This window comes from Pantoea sp. At-9b (genome assembly GCF_000175935.2).
Classification (GTDB): Bacteria; Pseudomonadota; Gammaproteobacteria; order Enterobacterales; family Enterobacteriaceae; genus Pantoea.
Genome location: NC_014837.1, coordinates 2913514 through 2933324 on the forward strand (window position 1 = coordinate 2913514; position 19811 = coordinate 2933324).

Annotated in this window: 17 protein-coding genes; 13 read left to right on the forward strand and 4 right to left on the reverse strand. The window is 54.0% G+C overall.

Features of this window, described 5'->3' with window-relative positions; genetic code table 11:
* Positions 1-92: 92 nt before the first annotated feature.
* The 9 genes from yeiP (at position 93) to yejF (ending at position 11059) form a co-directional block, all read left to right on the forward strand.
* Positions 93-665, forward strand: a complete 573-nt coding sequence (gene yeiP / locus PAT9B_RS13400; RefSeq protein WP_013509811.1) for an elongation factor P-like protein YeiP — start codon at positions 93-95, stop codon at positions 663-665.
* 110 nt (positions 666-775) lie between these two features.
* Entirely contained in the window at positions 776-1750 is a 975-nt protein-coding gene (locus tag PAT9B_RS13405; protein ID WP_013509812.1) for a GTP-binding protein, read from the forward strand.
* Between the two features lie 44 nt (positions 1751-1794).
* Complete coding sequence (locus PAT9B_RS13410) at positions 1795-2502, forward strand: phosphatase PAP2 family protein (RefSeq protein ID WP_013509813.1); 708 nt, start codon at positions 1795-1797, stop codon at positions 2500-2502.
* Between the two features lie 516 nt (positions 2503-3018).
* Positions 3019-3594 (forward strand): bifunctional murein DD-endopeptidase/murein LD-carboxypeptidase, encoded by a 576-nt coding sequence (gene mepS / locus PAT9B_RS13415; protein WP_013509814.1) that lies wholly within the window; start codon positions 3019-3021, stop codon positions 3592-3594.
* Between the two features lie 299 nt (positions 3595-3893).
* Positions 3894-5465: a cyclic di-GMP phosphodiesterase gene (locus PAT9B_RS13420; protein WP_013509815.1), complete on the forward strand. Its 1572-nt coding sequence runs from the start codon at positions 3894-3896 to the stop codon at positions 5463-5465.
* 65 nt (positions 5466-5530) lie between these two features.
* A complete protein-coding gene (locus PAT9B_RS13425; protein WP_013509816.1) occupies positions 5531-7339 on the forward strand; it encodes an extracellular solute-binding protein in 1809 nt (602 codons plus the stop codon).
* Between the two features lie 10 nt (positions 7340-7349).
* Positions 7350-8447, forward strand: a complete 1098-nt coding sequence (locus PAT9B_RS13430) for a microcin C ABC transporter permease YejB (protein ID WP_013509817.1) — start codon at positions 7350-7352, stop codon at positions 8445-8447.
* Positions 8447-9469, forward strand: coding sequence for an ABC transporter permease (locus PAT9B_RS13435; RefSeq protein WP_013509818.1), 1023 nt, complete (start codon positions 8447-8449; stop codon positions 9467-9469). The genes PAT9B_RS13430 and PAT9B_RS13435 overlap by 1 nt, the downstream gene beginning before the upstream one ends.
* Positions 9470-11059, forward strand: a complete 1590-nt coding sequence (gene yejF, locus PAT9B_RS13440) for a microcin C ABC transporter ATP-binding protein YejF (RefSeq protein ID WP_013509819.1) — start codon at positions 9470-9472, stop codon at positions 11057-11059.
* Here the strand turns inward: yejF and PAT9B_RS13445 are convergent.
* The 3 genes from PAT9B_RS13445 to rsuA form a co-directional block, all read right to left on the reverse strand.
* Complete coding sequence (locus PAT9B_RS13445; protein ID WP_013509820.1) at positions 11056-11382, reverse strand: hypothetical protein; 327 nt, start codon at positions 11380-11382, stop codon at positions 11056-11058. The genes yejF and PAT9B_RS13445 overlap by 4 nt on opposite strands.
* Before the next feature lie 916 nt (positions 11383-12298).
* On the reverse strand, positions 12299-13495 hold the full coding sequence (locus PAT9B_RS13455) for a Bcr/CflA family multidrug efflux MFS transporter (RefSeq protein WP_013509822.1): 1197 nt from the start codon (positions 13493-13495) through the stop codon (positions 12299-12301).
* 12 nt (positions 13496-13507) lie between these two features.
* On the reverse strand, positions 13508-14230 hold the full coding sequence (gene rsuA, locus PAT9B_RS13460) for a 16S rRNA pseudouridine(516) synthase RsuA (RefSeq protein ID WP_013509823.1): 723 nt from the start codon (positions 14228-14230) through the stop codon (positions 13508-13510).
* A gap of 167 nt (positions 14231-14397) precedes the next feature.
* Here rsuA and PAT9B_RS13465 point away from each other — a divergent pair, with 167 nt between their 5' ends.
* Complete coding sequence (locus tag PAT9B_RS13465) at positions 14398-16155, forward strand: DEAD/DEAH box helicase (protein ID WP_041525822.1); 1758 nt, start codon at positions 14398-14400, stop codon at positions 16153-16155.
* A 130-nt stretch (positions 16156-16285) separates the two neighbouring features.
* Entirely contained in the window at positions 16286-16570 is a 285-nt protein-coding gene (gene rplY, locus PAT9B_RS13470) for a 50S ribosomal protein L25 (protein WP_013509825.1), read from the forward strand.
* A 58-nt stretch (positions 16571-16628) separates the two neighbouring features.
* Here rplY and yejK read toward each other — a convergent pair whose 3' ends face one another.
* Positions 16629-17633 (reverse strand): nucleoid-associated protein YejK, encoded by a 1005-nt coding sequence (gene yejK / locus PAT9B_RS13475; protein WP_013509826.1) that lies wholly within the window; start codon positions 17631-17633, stop codon positions 16629-16631.
* A gap of 158 nt (positions 17634-17791) precedes the next feature.
* Here yejK and PAT9B_RS13480 point away from each other — a divergent pair, with 158 nt between their 5' ends.
* Together PAT9B_RS13480 and yejM are read left to right on the forward strand one after the other, a co-directional pair.
* Positions 17792-18019 carry a YejL family protein gene (locus tag PAT9B_RS13480; RefSeq protein WP_013509827.1) on the forward strand — a complete coding sequence of 76 codons (228 nt, stop codon included), beginning with the start codon at positions 17792-17794 and terminating at the stop codon, positions 18017-18019.
* A 22-nt stretch (positions 18020-18041) separates the two neighbouring features.
* Complete coding sequence (gene yejM, locus PAT9B_RS13485; RefSeq protein ID WP_013509828.1) at positions 18042-19796, forward strand: LPS biosynthesis-modulating metalloenzyme YejM; 1755 nt, start codon at positions 18042-18044, stop codon at positions 19794-19796.
* Positions 19797-19811 lie beyond the last annotated feature (15 nt).

Here is a 19811-nt window from a genome sequence, read left to right on the forward strand (position 1 = left end):
ATCTCAACAAAATTTGCGCCCGCCCGCTTGCCTGTTTTTACCGGCGCGAGTAACGTGGCGCGATCTATTTCTCTCTGAGCGAGTAACACACGATGCCAAAGGCAAACGAAGTTAAAAAAGGAATGGCTGTCACCTGGAACGGCAAACTGTTGCTGGTGAAAGACATCGATATTCAAAGCCCCAGCGCGCGTGGCGCGTCTACCCTGTACAAGATGCGTTTTACCGATGTACGTACTGGTATGAAAGTCGAAGAACGCTTTAAAGGCGACGACATTCTGGAAGCCATCACCCTGACCCGCCGTTTCGTCTCTTTCTCTTATATAGATGGTGACGAATACGTGTTTATGGATGATGAAGATTACACGCCATACACCTTCAAGAAAGATCAGATTGAAGAGGAACTGCTGTTTATTCCTGAAGGCGGCATGCCTGGCATGCAGGTACTGACGATGGACGGTCAGTTGCTGGCCCTGGAACTGCCACAAACCGTCGATCTGGAAATCGTTGACACCTCTCCGGGCATTAAAGGTGCGTCGGCCAGCGCCCGTACCAAACCTGCCGGGATGAGCACGGGTCTGGTGATCCAGGTGCCGGAATATCTCAGCAACGGTGAACGCATCCGCATTCATATTGCTGAACGTCGTTACATGGGACGTGCTGATTAAGCATTCCTCGCTGTCCGGCCCCGCACAAACGTTATATTATAACAGTCTGTGGTGTGCGCCGGATGGTCCTTCCCCGCGCACGTTGTTCTCGTTTTTATTGAGGCCGAATTGTGACGCACGTAAACCTTATTACCGGATTTCTCGGCAGCGGCAAAACCACCGCCCTGCTGCATCTGCTCGCCAATAAACCTGCCAGCGAGAACTGGGCGGTACTGGTGAATGAGTTTGGCGAAATAGGCATCGATGGCGCACTGCTCGCCGATCGCGGAGCCACGCTGAAAGAGATTCCTGGCGGTTGTATGTGTTGCGTCAATGGCCTGCCCTTGCAGGTTGGCCTGAATATGCTGTTGAAGCAGACCAAACCGGATCGCCTGCTGATCGAACCCACCGGGCTGGGCCATCCCAGACAATTACTCGATATGTTGCGCGCCGCCGTCTATCAGCCGTGGATAGAAGTGGATGCGACGCTGACACTCCTCGATCCACAACACCTCGCTGACGAACGTATCGTGCAGAATGAAAACTTCCGCGATCAACTGATTGCCGCTGATATCGTCATTGCCAGCAAAAGTGACCGCTGGAATGAACAGGATCGTCAACGCCTCACCACGTGGCGCGAAGCAAACCTTGGCGATCGTCAGTGGGTGGAGATGGCGCTGGGGCAGATCGATCCCGCGCTGCTCAGGCAGCAGGCTTTGGCGGATCGTGCGGTTCCTGCCGCGCAACATCATCACACAGAATCACGACCGCAAGGTCTGGCAGCGTTAAAGCTGGACGGTCAGGCGCGCTGGCGACGTGCGTTAAATGAAGGCCAGGGTTATGCCTCCTGTGGCTGGATTTTCGATGCCGACACGGTGTTCGATACCCTCCCGGCCCTTGAGTGGGCGCGGCTTGCGCCGGTGGATCGGGTTAAAGGCGTACTGCGTACCCCCGACGGGTTAGTGACGGTTAATCGCCAGGGCGAAGACCTGTTTATCGAAACGCGGCCAACGACACCCCCGGATAGTCGTATTGAATTAATCCACCATCAGCCTGTCGACTGGAACATTTTGCAGTCCGGCTTGTTGAAGATTCGTTTAAAATAATTGCGGTAGGTTTTCCCGTTATTTTTCTTTTTTTGAGTTGAACTATGCGCGCTTCTCGTCTTTTCACCATCCTGCTATTGAATGTGCTGGGTGTGGTGATTTTCTTTTCCTGGTATCTGCCGCCCGACCACGGGTTCTGGTTTGGTCTCGATAAAGCCATTTTCTTTGGTTTCAACGATCAAATGGTGGTGCATCATGGTTTTGCCATCCTGGTGGCAATCACCAACTTTCGCGGTTTTGACCTGGTGTCGCTGCTGGCAATGGGGCTGCTTTATCTGTGGTTCTGGCGTCGCGAAACGCCGCCGGGCCGTCGACGTATGCTGGCCATCGGTATCACCATGCTGCTGACCGCGGTGGTGTTGAACCAATTGGGCCACCTGCTCCCCGTGCAGCACGTCAGTCCGACGCTGTTTTTCGAGAACGTCCATCGCGTCAGCGAACTGACCGGTATTCCCGCGAAAGATGCGTCCAGTAATAGCTTCCCGGGCGACCACGGCATGATGCTGATTATCTTCGCCTGCTTTATGTGGCGCTATTTCGGCTTCCGCCCTTTCCTGCTGGGGCTGGTGATTGTGGTGGTATTTGGTCTACCACGCGTGATGGCCGGTGCACACTGGTTCACTGACATCGCTGTTGGTTCGCTGTCGGTGGTGCTGGTGGGTCTGAGCTGGTGGTTATTAACCCCGGCCAGTGACAAATTAGTTAACTGGTTGTATCGAACCTTGCCGGGCAAATATAAGCCACAGGCGTAATTGTTTAGCGCGAGTGATCAAACCACAAAATAGTGATCGCTCGCGCTTAATGAAACCTTAAATAGATTATTAGCTCGCTAAGTAGTTATCGGTGAAAAGAAAAGATTATGATGTGATCGACTGGCGATTCGGCTTTTTCCTAAGCTGTCCAGTCAGAACCCTCTTAAAATCGGCCTTAACGCCAGAATTAGCCCCTGATCCCACCGCTATTTCCCTGTTTAATCACTGCCAGTTGTCGATAAAGTAGCCATTGTGTTACAGATTGATTTCACATCGAAAAAACCTATAAAAATTTATATAAAAGCACTCGCCACGCGGTCTGTAATCGGTTAACCTCAAACGCAATTAGTAGCTGAACAGCATAAAATGTGGTTCCGAAGGCAACAAAAATGTGTGCTTTAACACATTTTAGTAAATAAGGAATTGTCTTAGCTGGTCGCTCTTATTAATCTCGACTCGTTTTGTCATCTGGCTGGCGACATTTTGTCGTAAGGATTTCGAAGGAAAACACCCATAATGGTCAAGTCTCAACCAATACTGAGATACCTCAGACGGATTATTCCGGCAGTAGCATTAGCAACACTCTTATCAGCATGTAGCAGTACCCATAACGGGCAGAACGCGAATAACGAGAATCATGAAGTTAACAACCAGAATGGTTTTTTACTTCAGGCGTCTCAGGATGAATTCGAACAGATGGTGCGGAACGTGGATATCAAATCCCGCATCATGGACCAATACGATGACTGGAAAGGTGTGCGTTATCGCTTAGGCGGCGACACCAAACGTGGCATCGATTGTTCCGCTTTTGTTCAGCGCACCTTTCGTGAGCAGTTTGGGTTAGATCTTCCCCGTTCCACCTATGAACAGGAAGATACCGGCAAGCAGGTTTCTCGTACAAAACTGCGTCCTGGCGATTTAGTGCTGTTCCGCGCCGGTTCCACCGGTCGCCATGTCGGCATCTATCTGGGTAACGACAATTTTGTGCACGCATCCACCAGCAGTGGTGTGATGATCTCCAGTCTCAACGAGAGTTACTGGAAGGCACGTTATCGTGAAGCACGGCGTGTTTTAGGGCGCAATCCCAGCTAATCAATCCCCTTTGAAGATCCTCTCAGCCAGAGAATCAGAAAACGCTGCCCCGGCAGCGTTTTTTTTCGTCCGTGCTTTTTTTTACCCATCAGAATCGATAAAAAGTAATTGAGAATCAAAAATATAACGAGACTTTTCTCGCGCTCTCGTTATATTCTCGTTCACTTACTTACCCTCACTCAATCGGGTTGCACCGCGACGAAAAACGCAGCAGCAACCGGACGAAAGACGGGAAGACACCAGATAGCAGTAGTGCGCGGTTAACATAATAAAATGGCAAGACAAGGGGAATTCACTCCATGCCACTGTCGGGGACGTTGAAACGTCATGCAACCTATTCGCGCCGAATCGCCTGGAGCAGCGTGATCGTCGGCGCCGTGTTCTTTCTGTTGTTTGTCACTGTCCTGTTAACGATGACCTGGCAAAAAAGAGTTCAGCAGCATGCATTATTGCTGTCACACAGCCGGGACGATTTACAACAGGTGATGACAACCCTGGTCAATACCCTTTATCCGCTGCAGCAATATACTCAGCTGGAGTGTAACAGCGTTGGCCGGGAGCTGACCTCACGCGCCGCTTTTGCCGGTAATATTCGCGCCATTCTGTTGGTGCGGGGTGGTAATGCCTATTGCTCGTCTGCCACCGGCGCTTTCCTGCTGCCAGTGGGGGATATCTCTCCCGAATCTGAGCTGGAACGTGATAGCGATTTACGCTTACTGGAAGGCACGCCGCTGCAACCGACCAAACCGGCGCTGGCCTTGTGGATGAAAAATCCCGGCAATGAGGAGACCGGCATTCTCACCACCATGAACCTCAGCCTGACGCCTTACCAGTTACTCGCCTCTTATCACCCGGAGATCACCGGTATGGCGTTGATTGTCGGTGATCGGGCGATATTAAGCGGCAGTAACCGGGTGGTACGGGTCAGCGATTTACCTGCGGCGCTGGCGAGTATCACCTTAAATCACGGCACCATGCAGTTTGTACTTTATGGCTCGACACTCGCTTCACGTGATTATCATCTGATTATTCTCAGCGGTCTGTTATTTTCCCTGCTGGTGGGCGGTGCCTGTTGGTTGCTGTTGATGATGCATCAACACCCTCGCAAAGAGATTATGCAGGGGATCAAACGCGGCCAGTTTCATGTTGAGTATCAGCCTCTGGTCACGGCCAAAGACGGAAAACCTTATGGTGTTGAAGCGTTGCTACGATGGACTCATCCCAGCGAAGGCATGATCCCGCCTGATGCATTTATCAGTTACGCCGAAGCCCAGAATCTGATTATCCCCCTCACCCGTCATCTGTTTAAGTTGGTCGCGCGCGACGCTCACCAAATGTGTCATCAATTGCCGCGCGGCACGCGGATGGGCCTGAACTTGTCGCCGTTACACCTCGCCGCCGACAGCTTTCAGCAGGACGTGAAAGACTGGATTGCCGACATGCCGCCGAATCACTTCAACTACGTGTTTGAAATTACCGAACGCACCATGGTGAAGGAGAAAAATGCCGGTGAAATCTTTGCCTGGCTGCATGAAAACGACATCAAAATTGCGATTGATGATTTTGGTACCGGACACAGCGCGTTGATCTACCTGGAAAAATATCCCTTCGATTATCTCAAGATAGACCGTGGTTTTGTGCAAAGCATTGGCACTGAAACCGTTACGTCACCGGTGCTGGATGCGGTGCTGCTGCTGGCGAAAAAATTGAATCTGAAAACCGTGGCGGAAGGGGTGGAAACCGGTGACCAGGCAGCCTGGCTGGTTAATCGTGGGGTGACGCATTTGCAGGGGTATCTGTTCAGTCGCCCGCTGAAACCGGAAAATCTGGTGAATTATTATCAACAGCAACAGCTAGCCACCGCCGGTTAACGTCACGCGCGTGTCATGAAACTGCTACCATAAGGTGCGGATAACGAAAGGAGAGCGTCCCTCTTATGCTGCTTCGTTTAATCACAGCATTATTGCTGGGCTGTGTCATGTCGTCGGTACATGCGGAAACCATCAACGAAAGCTATGCCTTTGCCAAGCTGGGCGAGCCTAAATACGGGGTGAACTTCGCCCACTATGATTATGCTAACCCGGCGGCGCCCAAAGGGGGCAAGCTGACGCTGGCGATGATCGGTACGTTCGATAACTTCAACCGCTATGCCTCGCGCGGCAATCCGGGGGCAGCAACTGACACCCTGTATGACGGCCTGTTTACCACTTCTGATGATGAACCCGCCAGCTATTATCCCCTGATTGCTGAATCCGCGCGTTATCCCAGCGATTTTCACTGGATGGAAGTGTCCATTAACCCACACGCACAGTTCCAGGATGGCACGCCGATTACTGCGCAGGATGTGGCCTTCACCTTTCAGAAGTTTATGACCGAAGGTGTACCGCAGTTTCGCGTGGCGTTTCGCGGCGTCGAAGTCAAAGCGCTAAACCGACTGACGGTGCGCATTGATTTGCCGAAGCCGGATAAAGATTTAGCCCTCAGTTGGCTGACGCTGCCAGTGTTGGCGCAAAAGTTCTGGCAGGATAAAAAATTCAACGAGCCGATTGGTTATCCCCCGCTTGCCAGCGGTCCTTACCGCGTTACGTCGTATAAATCCGGGCAGTTTATTCAGTACAGTCGGGTGAAAAATTACTGGGCCGCCAATCTGCCGGTCAATCGCGGGCGTTTCAATTTCGACACCATCCGCTATGACTATTATCTCGACGATAACGTGGCGTTTGAGGCCTTTAAAGCGGGCGCTTTCGACCTGCGCGTTGAAGGGTCCGCGAAGAAGTGGGCGACGCAATATCGTGGCCGAAATTTTGACAACCGCGCCATCGTCAAGCAGGTCACGCCAAATGATGTCTCCACCAATACCAGTTGGCTGGCGTTTAATAATGAAAAACCCCTGTTTCAGGATTTGCGGGTGCGCCAGGCGCTAAGCCTTGCCTTTGATTTTGAATGGATGAATAAGGCGCTGTTTTACGGCGCGTATAAACGCTCCAGCAGCTACTTCCAGAACACCGCTTACGCGGCAAAAGGGTATCCGGATGCCGCCCAGCTCATTTTGCTGGCACCTTACAAAGCCGAGCTGCCGCCCGAGGTGTTTAACAATGAATACACCCCACCGCGCTCCGACGGCAGTGGTTTCGATCGGGGCAATTTGCTCAAAGCGATGAACCTGCTGAAAGCGGCCGGTTGGGAGATTAAAAACCAGCAGTTGGTCAATACGAAAACCGGTCAGCCATTCCGCTTTGAGCTGCTGCTGAACAGCGGTTCAACCAATGACTGGACCTTGCCGTTCCAGCACAGCCTGGCGCGGCTGGGTATCCAGGTTTCGCTGCGTCAGGTGGATAGCTCACAATATCTGCGTCGCCTGCGTCACGGCGATTACGATATGACGCCCTCAACCTATTATGCGATGCCGTGGCCATCGACCGATCTGCAAACTATCTGGCAGTCCGAATATATCGAATCAACATGGAACACCGCCCGGGTTAAAGATCCCATCGTTGATCACTTCGTGCAGCAGATCGTCGCAGACCAGGGCAATGAGCAAGCCTTGCTGCCGTTGGGTCAGGCGCTGGATCGCATCCTGTTGTGGCGCGCTTACATGATCCCGATGTGGTACAACGCCGAACAACGGCTGGCATACTGGGATAAATTCTCGCACCCCGAAATTAAGCCCGCCTTCGCCACCGGGCTGGAAAACTGGTGGTACGATGTGAACAAAGCCGCGCGTTTGCCGGCCGATCGACGCTGAGGAGTGCGGTTTGGGTGCTTATTTCCTGCGCAGACTACTGCTGATCATCCCCACCCTGTGGGCAATTATCACGCTTAACTTTTTTATCGTGCAAATCGCGCCCGGCGGGCCGGTGGATCAGGCGCTGGCGAATATCCAGTTTGGTCACAGTAGCGGGATTCCCGGCGCGGCAGCTGGCGACAGCGGGGGTGGCGCGCGCGGAGCACTGAGTCGCGATAATCCCGGTGATAGCCAGTATCGCGGTGCCCGTGGTCTCGATCCCGAAGTGATTGCCGAAATCAAAAAACGTTACGGTTTCGACAAACCGATGTGGCAGCGCTACGTGGAGATGCTGTGGAACTACGTGCGCTTTGATTTTGGCGATAGCCTGTTTCGCAGTTCGTCAGTGCTGCAGTTGATCAAAGAGAGTTTGCCGGTCTCTGTCAGCCTTGGGTTATGGAGCACGCTGATCATTTATCTGGTGTCGATCCCACTGGGTATTAAAAAAGCGGTACGTAACGGCAGCGCTTTCGATATCTGGAGCAGCAGTTTCATTATTATTGGTTACTCCATCCCGGCATTTCTGTTCGGCGTGATGCTGATTGTGTTGTTTGCCGGGGGCAGCTATCTCGACTGGTTCCCGCTACGTGGCCTGACATCGCCGCAATTCGACACCTTGCCGTGGTACGGCAAAATCACTGATTATCTGTGGCACATCACGCTGCCGGTGCTGGCGACGGTGATCGGTGGCTTTGCCACCCTGACCATGCTGACCAAAAACTCCTTTCTCGATGAGATCCGCAAACAATATGTGGTTACCGCGCGCGCGAAAGGCCTCGATGAAAAACGCATCCTGTATGGTCACGTGTTCCGTAACGCGATGCTATTGGTCATCGCCGGTTTCCCCGCCACCTTTATCAGCATGTTTTTCACCAGTTCGGTGCTGATTGAAGTCATGTTCTCGCTGAACGGACTTGGCCTGTTGGGCTACGATGCCACCATCCAGCGCGATTACCCGGTGATGTTTGGCACGCTGTACATTTTCACCCTGATTGGCTTGCTGATGAACATTCTCAGTGATTTGACCTACACCCTGGTCGATCCACGCATTGATTTTGAGGGTCGCTGATGCGCTTGTCTCCGTTAAACCAGCAGCGCTGGCAGCGTTTTCGCCATAACCGACGGGGTTACTGGTCGTTATGGATTTTCCTGATCATCTTCCTGCTGTCGTTGGGCGCTGAGTTACTGGCTAACGATAAACCGCTACTGGTGCATTATCAGCAGCGCTGGTACGTCCCGCTGCTGTTTAACTACAGCGAAAGCGATTACGGCGGGGATTTTTCGACCCCGGCAGATTATCAGGACCCGTGGCTGAAACAGCGTATTGACCAACAAGGTTGGGCCATCTGGGCACCGATTCGTTTCAGCGACAGCACCATCAACTTTGCCACCAACGTCCCCTTCCCTTCGCCACCCTCCGCGCAGAACTGGCTCGGTACGGATGCTAACGGTGGTGATGTGTTGGCGCGCCTGTTGTATGGCACACGAATTTCGCTGTTGTTTGGCCTGCTGCTGACGCTGTTCTCCAGCGTGATTGGCATTGTGGTAGGCGCAGTACAGGGCTATTTCGGGGGGCGCGTCGATTTAGTCGGGCAACGCCTGATTGAAGTGTGGTCCGGTATGCCATCGCTGTTTTTATTAATCTTGCTCTCCAGCGTTATTCAGCCGGGTTTTTGGTGGTTGTTGCTGGTAACCGTGGTGTTTGGCTGGATGAGCCTGGTCAGTGTCGTGCGTGCAGAATTTTTGCGTACCCGTAACTTTGACTATATCCGTGCTGCCCGGGCACTGGGCGTGAGCGATAGCCGCATCATGCTGCGCCACATGTTGCCCAACGCGATGGTCGCGACCTTAACCTTTTTGCCGTTTATCCTGTGTGGCTCCATCACCACGCTAACCTCACTCGATTTCCTTGGCTTTGGCCTGCCAGTGGGTTCGCCCTCCCTGGGTGAACTGTTGTTACAGGGCAAGAATAATTTGCAGGCACCGTGGCTTGGGCTGGCGGGCTTTTTTGCACTGGCGATTTTGTTGTCGCTGCTGATTTTTATTGGTGAAGCGGTGCGTGACGCCTTCGATCCGAGCCGGGGGAGATAAATGAGCAACTTATTGACGGTTAATCACCTCGCCGTCGCGTTCCAGCAACGCACCGTGGTGGACGATATTTCGCTGCGTGTTGACGCGGGTGAAACCCTGGCGCTGGTTGGCGAATCTGGCTCAGGTAAAAGCGTCACCGCGCTGTCGATTATGCGCCTGCTGCCGCAGCCCCCCGTCCACTATCCGCGCGGTGAGATTCTGTTTAATGGCCAGAACCTGCTTCAGGCCAGTGAGCGCACGCTTCGCGGTTTGCGTGGCAACCAGATGGCGATGATTTTTCAGGAGCCGATGGTGTCGCTCAATCCGCTGCATAACGTGGAAAAGCAGCTGTATGAAGTGCTGTCGCTGCACCGGGGAATGCGACGTGAAGCGGCGCGGGCGGAGATTCTCAGTTGCCTTGATCGCGTCGGTATTCGCCAGGCGGCTACGCGTTTGCAGGATTTCCCCCATCAACTCTCTGGCGGTGAACGTCAACGTGTGATGATCGCCATGGCACTGCTGACGCAGCCCAAATTGTTGATTGCTGATGAACCGACCACGGCGCTGGATGTCACGGTGCAGGCGCAGATTCTGCAATTACTGCGCGAACTGCAACGCGAACTGAACATGGGGATGTTGTTTATCACCCACAACCTCAACATCGTGCGTCAGCTGGCACATAACGTGACCGTCATGCGCAATGGCCGGGAAATCGAACATAACCGCTGTGCGAACCTGTTCAGTCAGCCGCAGCAGCCCTATACCCGCGAATTGCTGGCGGCTGAACCCGATGGCCGACCCGCGCCCCTGAGCGAGAGCGATCCGCTGCTAGAGGTGAAGAACCTGCATGTCGGCTTTCCGGTACGCCGTGGCCTGTTAAAACGTACCGTGGCGGAGAAAATGGCGGTCAGCGATCTGAGCTTTACCCTGCGACGCGGTGAAAGCCTTGGCCTGGTGGGTGAGTCTGGTTCCGGCAAAAGCACCACCGGGCTGGCACTGCTGCGTCTGATTGCGGCGCGTGGGGAAATCTGGTTCGACAAGCAGCCGCTGCACCAACTGTCAGCCAGGCAGTTGCTGCCGTTACGGGAAAAAATTCAGGTGGTGTTTCAGGACCCGAACTCGTCACTCAATCCACGGATGACGGTGCAGCAGATTATTGCTGAAGGCCTGGCGGTGCATCGCCCGTCACTCAGTGCCGCCGAACAGGAGGCTAAAGTGATTGCGGTGATGGAAGAAGTCGGGCTGGAAGCAGAGAGCCGTTCACGCTATCCGGCGGAATTCTCTGGCGGTCAGCGCCAGCGCATTGCCATCGCCCGGGCACTTATTCTCGAACCACAACTGATGGTGCTGGATGAGCCAACATCGTCACTTGATCGTTCGGTGCAGAAACAGATCCTCAACCTGCTACGCCGCTTACAGCAGCAGCATCAGTTGGCTTATCTGTTTATCAGCCACGATTTGCAGGTGGTACGCGCCCTGTGCCATCAGCTGATTGTGCTGCGCCAGGGAGAAGTGGTAGAGCAAGGTGCATGTGATGCGCTGTTTGACGCGCCGACGCAAGCGTATACACGTCAGCTATTGGCGTCTGCACAAGGTGAAAGCCTGAATTAATGGCCGTCAAAGGTTTCCGCGATGGCCACACCCTGATTCTTCAGGCAGCAGTTGGTGGCGCTTTCATCGCCGCGCTGAATCAGCAGGCAGGGCTGCCCTTCACATTGCGCGATTTTGCATTCCACCTGGATCTGCGCCAGCGTGTCCTGCAATTGGCGCAGAATTTCCATCGCCGGATGACCATCATGGCTAAGCAAGCGTAATGCGACCAGGTCCTGGTCGTTAGCAGCATCGGCAGGTTCCTGGCGCTCAATCTCACCCACATGATCAACCGACCAGCGGTAGTGTTGCGGCAGTCGATGCACAACGGAAAGTTGCAGCATAGATATGTCATCCCCAGAGACGTTAACGTTATTCACAACGAACGGCGTACACGCAGTGAATCCTTTTTCCTGGTTAACTCAGAATATGGACGTCAAGGTTAGCCTTCTCGTTTTAAACACAAAGCCTATAGCAGAGTTATTATTTGCGAGTTTGCTCGCATTTATCGCTATATGTACCCTGTTCAGCGGCAGTTAACAATCATTTTAGACGCAATACCGTTACTTTTTTACTTATTAATTTTCACAATATGGAAACATTACTGGCGGGAAAGGTATTCCATAAACCGTAACGGCGCGATAAATCGCGTAATGCTTGTCAGTTAAGCAATCGGTGATAACGCCGTCTGGTGTCGCTCAGGGGCTGGCGGTCCTCGCGCCGCTGACGCGGTGCCTTCACGTCATTCGTCTGCCTGACGGACCGGCGGCGATGGCACATCCCTGTCCCACCCCGCCTTTCGCGCGCATCCATGCGCACTCTCCTGGCAGACTCACTCTGTTCAGCGCTGCGGATTGCCTGCCCCTGAGCGGCCCCAGCCTGCTCCAAAGCATCGGTGTGTGTTGTCAGAAAGGGCACAATCGTGATGGCCATCGCTCCTCTGCTGCTGCAAAGGGCTATCCGCAGCGCTGAGGCTTTGACGTTGTGCCAGGAGACACACGCAGGGATGCGTGTGTCAGTTCGGGGTGGACAGGGATGGACTTCCCCGAACGGTCCGTCGGCACGACGTTGGAGCCGAAGGCACCGCGTCAGCGGCGCGAGGACTGCCCGGCAGCAGCAGAGGGGCTATGGCCCACAGCAGAGCACACATGAAAAAGGCTGCAATTCCTTAAAAAATGACAGCCTTACCCCATATATGGCCTTAACTGACAAGCATTACGCGATAAATCGCGCTGTTACGAGTCTGGAGGCCTTGTCAGATCAGGCAATCGCGTGACGGGGGCGTGACGCGTAACTGAACAGCAAGATGGAAACGGTGGCGCACAACGCAATGGTCGCTACCATCGGCCAGGCACTGCTGACATTGACCATTGATAACAAGGCTCCGACCAGCGCGCCAACGCCGAAACGTAGCGTGCCCGCAAGCGAGGATGCGGTGCCTGCCATATGCGGGAACTCATCCAGCACCACCGCCATCGCATTGGAAGAGACGGTCGAGACGCAGCCGATAAACATCGCCACGCCCAGCACCAATGGCAGAAACCCGAGCCCCAGCGCGCTCACCACCAGCAGCCAAATGCCCATGCAGAACTGGATCACCAGGCCGATGCGGAACATTGCCAGTGGGCCAAAACGCCGCACGGCACGGCTGTTGATCAGCGTCATGACAAACAGAAACACCACGTTGAGGCCGAAGTAGTAGCCAAAATTCTGCGGCGAAACGTGGTTAATCTCGATATAAACAAAAGGACCGGCATTGAGAAAGGCAAACAGCCCGGCAAAGGAGAAGCCACTCGCCAGCATATAACTGAAGGCGCGTTTATGGCGCACCAGCGCGACAAAATTGCCCAGCGTGGTACGCAGATGAAACCGCTGTCGTTGCTCCGGTTTTAGCGTCTCGCGGATCTGCGTCACCACCAATACCGTGGTCACGATAGCGGCCACCGACAGGGTCCAGAAGATAGCGTGCCAGCTCCACAACAGCAGCAACCAGCCACCGATAATCGGTGCCATCAACGGCGCAATGGTGGTGATCAGCATGACGAATGACATCATGCGCGAGAAGTCCTCTTTCGAATAACTGTCGCGCATCAGGGCGTTAATCACCACGCTGGCCGCCGCCGCCGACAGCCCGTGCAGAAAACGCATGAAAATCAATTGATCAATGGTTTGTGACAACGCACAAGCCGCCGCCGCACAGGCAAAAATTAGCGTACCAAGGGCGATCACCGGCTTACGGCCATAGCTGTCGGCCAGCGGGCCATACACCAACTGACCAATCGCGAAACCGAAGATATACAGGTTTAACGTCATCTGTACGCTGCCGGATGACACCGCAAACTGACGCGCAATTTGCGGCATGGCTGGCAGATACATATCGATGGAGAGCGGCATCAACATCGCCAGCAATCCGAGAATAACCACTAACCCGACCGGTGAGTTCTTTTCCTTTGGCACCACATGCTCCCGCTATTTCGGTTGTTTTAGTTCGTCAGGCAAGCCAATGCTGGCAACTTCTTCCTCGGTCAATTCACGGTACTCACCTTCCGCGAGGTCCGCATCAAGCACGATATCGCCGATACGTTCACGGTGCAGCGTCACCACATGGTTACCTGATGCGGCAAACATGCGTTTTACCTGGTGATATCGTCCTTCGCTAATGGTCAGCAGGGCTTCCTGCGGCCCCACAATCTCCAGCGTTGCCGGTTTGGTCAGATCTTTTTCGTTGTGCAGCTGTATCCCGGCAGCAAATTTTTCCACCAGTGACGGATCTATCGGCGACTCAACGCCAACGCGATAGACTTTTTCACAGTGGTGACGCGGTGAGGTAATACGGTGTGACCACTGGCCGTCGTCGGTCAGTAGTACCAGTCCGGTGGTGTCGATATCCAGACGCCCCGCCGCATGCAGCTTCCCGACCATCGGCTCTTCAATAAAGAACAGAATGGTTGGATGATCCGGGTCATCGGTGGAGCAGACATAACCCTGCGGCTTGTTCAGCATGAAATAACGCGGACCGTGCTGCTGCGCCAACGGGTTGCCGTCATAGGCGACGTCGTCATCCGGCAGTACCTTATAGGCGGTATCGCGCACCACTTCGCCATTGATGGTGATTTTTTTCGCGCGGATTTCACGTGCGGAGATGGCACGGCTGATTTCCAGTTGCTGAGATATGAATTTGTCGAGTCGCATGAATTCGCTTTGCCTGTTACTGCGGAGGGAAACTGAAACGGTGTTTTTATCCGTTGAAAATGTGAGGTCAGTATAGCCTGAACCATCGGCGGCTAACAGAGCTGATCCTGCGTTTCACGCCCTTTCATGGCATAATGCGCGTCCGTTTCAGAAAAAAGTTTTTGCCGATGTCTTTCACCCTACGCCCCTATCAACAAGAGGCGGTAAACGCGACCATCGCCCATTTCCGCCAGCATGCCTCGCCTGCCGTCATCGTGCTGCCCACCGGGGCAGGTAAAAGTCTGGTCATCGCCGAACTGGCCCGGCTGGCGCGTGGACGCGTGTTGGTACTGGCGCATGTGAAAGAACTGGTGGAGCAGAACCACAGCAAATATCAGGCCTGGGGTCTGGACGCGGATATCTTTGCCGCCGGTCTGCAACGCAAACAGAGCGAACGCAAAGTGGTGTTTGGCAGCATACAGTCGGTGGCGCGTAATCTTGACCGTTTCGATAGCGCCTTTTCGCTGGTGATTGTCGATGAGTGTCATCGCATCAGCGACCAGAGCGAAAGCCAGTATCAGCAACTCTTCACCCATCTGCGTCAGCATAATCCACAGCTCCGCCTGCTGGGATTGACGGCGACGCCCTTCCGCCTGGGTAAGGGTTGGATCTATCAGTTTCATTATCACGGCATGGTAGGCGGTGACGAAAACGCGTTGTTTCGTGACTGCATCTACGAATTGCCGCTGCGCTATATGATCAAGCACGGCTTCCTGGTGCCGCCGGAGCGATTAGATATGCCGGTGGTGCAATATGATTTCAGTCGCCTGATCCCGCAAAACAATGGCCTGTTTAGCGAAGCCGATCTGAATCGCGAGTTGCAACAACAACAACAACGCGTCACGCCGCACATCATCCAGCAGATCGTGGAATTTGCCGAAGATCGACGTGGGGTGATGATTTTTGCCGCTACCGTCGAGCATGCACGGGAAGTGCTGTCGTTACTGCCGGAGAACAGTGCGCTGGTCTCGGCAGAAACCGCCGTGAAAGAGCGTGACCGGCTGATTAACGCTTTCAAGGCACAGCAACTGAAATTTCTGGTCAATGTTGCGGTGCTGACCACCGGATTCGATGCCCCCCATGTCGATCTGATCGCCATCCTGCGTCCGACCGAATCCGTCAGCCTGTATCAACAGATTGTCGGGCGCGGCCTGCGGCTTGCCCCCGGCAAAACCGATTGCCTGATCCTCGATTACGCTGGCAACCCGCATGATCTTTTTACGCCAGAAGTCGGTGCGCCTAAAGGTGCCAGTGACAATCAACCCGTGCAGGTGTTTTGTCCGGCCTGCGGCTTCGCCAACACCTTCTGGGGCAAAGCCACCGCCGATGGCCATGTGATTGAGCATTTTGGTCGCCGCTGTCAGGGGGTACTGGAAGATGATGACGGCCTGCGCGAACAATGTGATTACCGCTTCCGCTTTAAAAGCTGCCCGGATTGTGGCGTAGAAAACGATATTGCTGCGCGTCGCTGCCAGCAATGTGACAAGGTGCTGGTCGATCCCGACGATATGCTGAAAGCGGCGCTGAAGCTGAAAGATGCCCGGGTATTACGCTGTGGCGGTATGACACTGACGCAAGGACGAGACGAGAAAGGCGAATGGTTAAAGGCCACCTACTACGATGAAGATGGGCTGGACGTAAGTGAGCGCTTCCGTCTGCATACGCCCGCACAGCGCAAAGCCTTTGAGCAGCTGTTTATGCGCCCGCACCAACGCGCGCCTGGCGTGCCATTGGGATGGCAGACCGCCGCTGATGTCGTGGCGTTACAACCCTTGTTACGTCACCCTGATTTTGTTGTGGCGCGTGCCAAAGGCCATTTCTGGCAGGTGCGTGAAAAGGTGTTTGATTATCAGGGCCGTTTTCGGCGCGCCAACGAGCTGCGATAAACCACGGAATCATTTGCCCGCTGCGGGGATAGCGGCTATAATGCCGCCCGCTTTTGCATCCGCAAGAGCGTTTGAATAATCGTCCTGTTGCTGGGTCGCCTGTAGCAGGAATCAACGAAGAGACATTAAGATGTTCACTATCAACGCAGAAGCACGTAAAGAGCAGGGTAAGGGTGCGAGCCGCCGCCTGCGCCACGCTAACAAGTTCCCGGCCATCGTTTATGGCGGAACTGAAGCACCGGTTTCTATCGAACTGGATCACGATTCAATCATGAACATGCAGGCTAAAGAAGGTTTTTACTCTGAAGTTCTGACCATCGTTGTTGACGGTAAAGAAACCAAGGTTAAAGTTCAGGCTGTACAGCGTCACCCGTTCAAGCCGAAACTGCACCACATCGACTTCGTTCGCGCTTAATCGCCTGACGAGTTGAAGAAAAAACGCCGCATCTGCGGCGTTTTTTTATGGGCAAAAATCAGTTTCCACCGGTGCGACGTTGCAACTGATCGCGCAGATTCGGCGGCGTCCCTTTGATGGTCAAGGTGTCGGTCGCCGGGTCCCAAAAAATACGCTCGCCCAACAGCATGGCATCGAAATTCAGGGTTAAGCCACCCCCGCTACCGGCAAATTTGGTCAACTGACGCAGCGTGCTGCGGTCGGCAGGAAAGTGCTCTTCCAGTTCATAGCCCTGCTCCTGGGTAAACGCCTGAAAGGTTTTCTCGCCCAGTGGCGGCAGTTCACTCGAGAGATCTTCCAGCGCAATCTCCTCACCCGCCTGTAGCTGATCGTTGCAGTAGCTGTAGACCTGCTGACGATAATTCTGGCGCTCATTTTTATCCAGATTCGATTCCGCGCAATAATCATCTACCGCCTGCAACAAACCACGGTTCTGCGCTTTGGTATCCAGACCGACGCTGGCACCAAGGAAATCCATAAAGAAGTCAGCGACCTTGCGCCCGACTCGCCCACGCAAAAACGTCAGATAACGGGTGGATTCCGGGTTAGTTTCCCATTCGGTGAGATCAATCCGCGCCACGATATCCGCATGGTTGATATCAAGATAGTGGGTGCTGCTGATATCCAGCTGTTCGTTAACGCGCATACTGGACTGGCTGTTAAGCACGGCCACCAGCAGATACTCCACCGCCAGGTAACGATAATGGATAAACAGCACAATACCGCCTTCAGCAAACGGGTATTTGCTCAGCTCATCGCGCAGACGGCCGGTTGCCACACGACTGAAAGCCAGAAAATCATCTTCCCCTTTGCGGCAATTACGCAATGCAGCAGCCAGCTCGCTTTCCGCATCAAACAGCCCATAGGCTTTGTTTTTGGCGCTATAAACCCGATGTAACTCCTCTGCCATCGCCTCCACCGCTTGGGTGGCAGGCAGCAGAGTGTCGCGCAGCACCAGCTCCAGCTGGTTTTCATCACGTTTGACTAACTGATGCAGGGCGATCTGGTCGATATCCAGACTCATGATAGACTCTCCTTTAAGCTCAGGCGCGTATTCAAACACCGCCCGCCGTAGCTTTCAACTCCATGCATAACGCGAACATTTCTCTTTCGATAAAATTGCGGAAAAAATCGCGTTGTTACGGTAATATACCGCCTTTTGATACTTGATTAGTCGACGATATGCCACAATCATCCCGTTACAGTGACGAACGCGTAGAGAAACTCCTCGCGCAACTGGCGCAGGTTCTTGAAAAAGACAAAGCGCCAACCGACCTTTCCCTGATGGTACTGGGAAATATGGTAACCAATTTGATCAACACCAGTGTCTCTCCGGCGCAGCGCCGCAGCCTGGCGCGATCTTTTGCCGAGGCTTTGCAAGCATCGGTTCGCGATGACAACGCCCATTAATTTGCAGATTTGACCTTATAATATGGTAACCAACCGGCAGCGCTACCGTGAAAAAGTCTCCCAGATGATCAGCTGGGGGCACTGGTTTGCCCTGTTTAATATTATCTTCGCGTTAATTTTAGGCAGCCGCTACCTGTTGGTTTCCGACTGGCCTGCCTCGCTGGCTGGTCGTATCTATGCTTACAGCAGTTGGATTGGCCATTTTAGCTTCCTGGTGTTTGCCGGCTATCTGCTAATAATCTTTCCCCTCACCTTCGTGGTGATGTCGCAACGGCTGTTGAGATTCCTGTCGGCGATTATCGCCACGGCGGGCCTGACGCTGATTATGGTCGACAGCGCGGTGTTCAATCGCTTCCATCTCCACCTCAATCCGGTGGTGTGGGAACTGGTGATTAACCCCGATCAAAGCGAGATGGCGCGCGACTGGCAGTTGATGTTTATTGGCGTGCCGATCATTTTTCTGGTGGAGATGCTGTTCGCCACCTGGAGCTGGCAGAAACTACGCAGCCTCAACCGCCGCTCATTTGGCAAGCCGCTGGCCGCACTGTTTATCTCGGCGTTCTTCGCCAGCCATCTGCTGTATATCTGGGCTGATGCCAATTTCTATCGCCCGATTACCATGCAGCGCGCGAACCTGCCGCTCTCCTACCCGATGACGGCGCGGCGCTTCCTTGAACGCCATGGCCTGCTGGATGCCCAGGAGTATCAACGTCGTCTGGTGCAGCAAGGGGACCCGGAAGCCTTATCGGTACAGTATCCGCTTAGCGATATTACCTTCCGCGATGGTGGCACACGACATAACTTGCTGGTGCTGACGGTCAATGGCCTCAACAATGCCACGGTAGACAAAGCGCTGCCGTCGCTCAATCAATTTGCCAGCGACAATGTGCGTTTCACGCAGCACTACAGCGCGGGCAATCAGCCGGAAAAAGGGCTGTTTGGCCTGTTCTATGGCATCTCCTCCAGCTATATGGATGGTGTGCTGGCCGCACGTATGCCTTCAGCCTTGCTCAGCGCGCTGAACAGTCAGGGCTATCAGTTCGGCCTGTTCTCGTCCGATGGCTTCAACCAGCCACTGTATCGCCAGGCATTGCTGGCGGATTATTCGCTGCCAACGATGGACAGCCAGCCCAATAGCGCGACGGTTGCCCAGTGGCAAAACTGGCTGAATGGACAGAAAGACAACAGCGCTCCGTGGTTCTCATGGGTGGCACTGAACGGTGTCACCGTCAATGGCGATACCGTTAAAGCCCAACAGCGCAGCTATCTGCGCCAGGCCGCTGGCGTTGACAACCAAATCGCTGCGGTACTGCAAACGTTGCAGGAGCGTGATTTGTTGAAAAATACCGTGGTGGTGATTACCGCTCAGCGCGCCATTGCGCTGGATGGTGATGATGACAACCCAGGTAATCGCGCCACTCTCCAGGTGCCGCTGGTGGTGCACTGGCCAAATACGCCAGCACAGACCATCGACCGCCTGACCGATCAACAGGATGTGATGACCACACTGATGCAGCGTCTGCTACATGTGCGCACCAACCCGGTAAACTACTCACAGGGTGAAGATCTGTTTGCGGCACAGCGCAGCCATAACTGGGTGGCGAGCAGTGAAGATGGCAGGCTGGTGGTGACCACGCCGGAAATTACGCTGGTGCTGAACAACAATGGCAGCTACTACGCCTATAATGCGCAGGGGAAACCCCTGAGAGATCACAAACCGCAGCTGGCGTTGCTGTTGCAAGTGTTGACTGAACAGAAGCGTTTCATCGCAAACTGATTAATTATGAGGCAG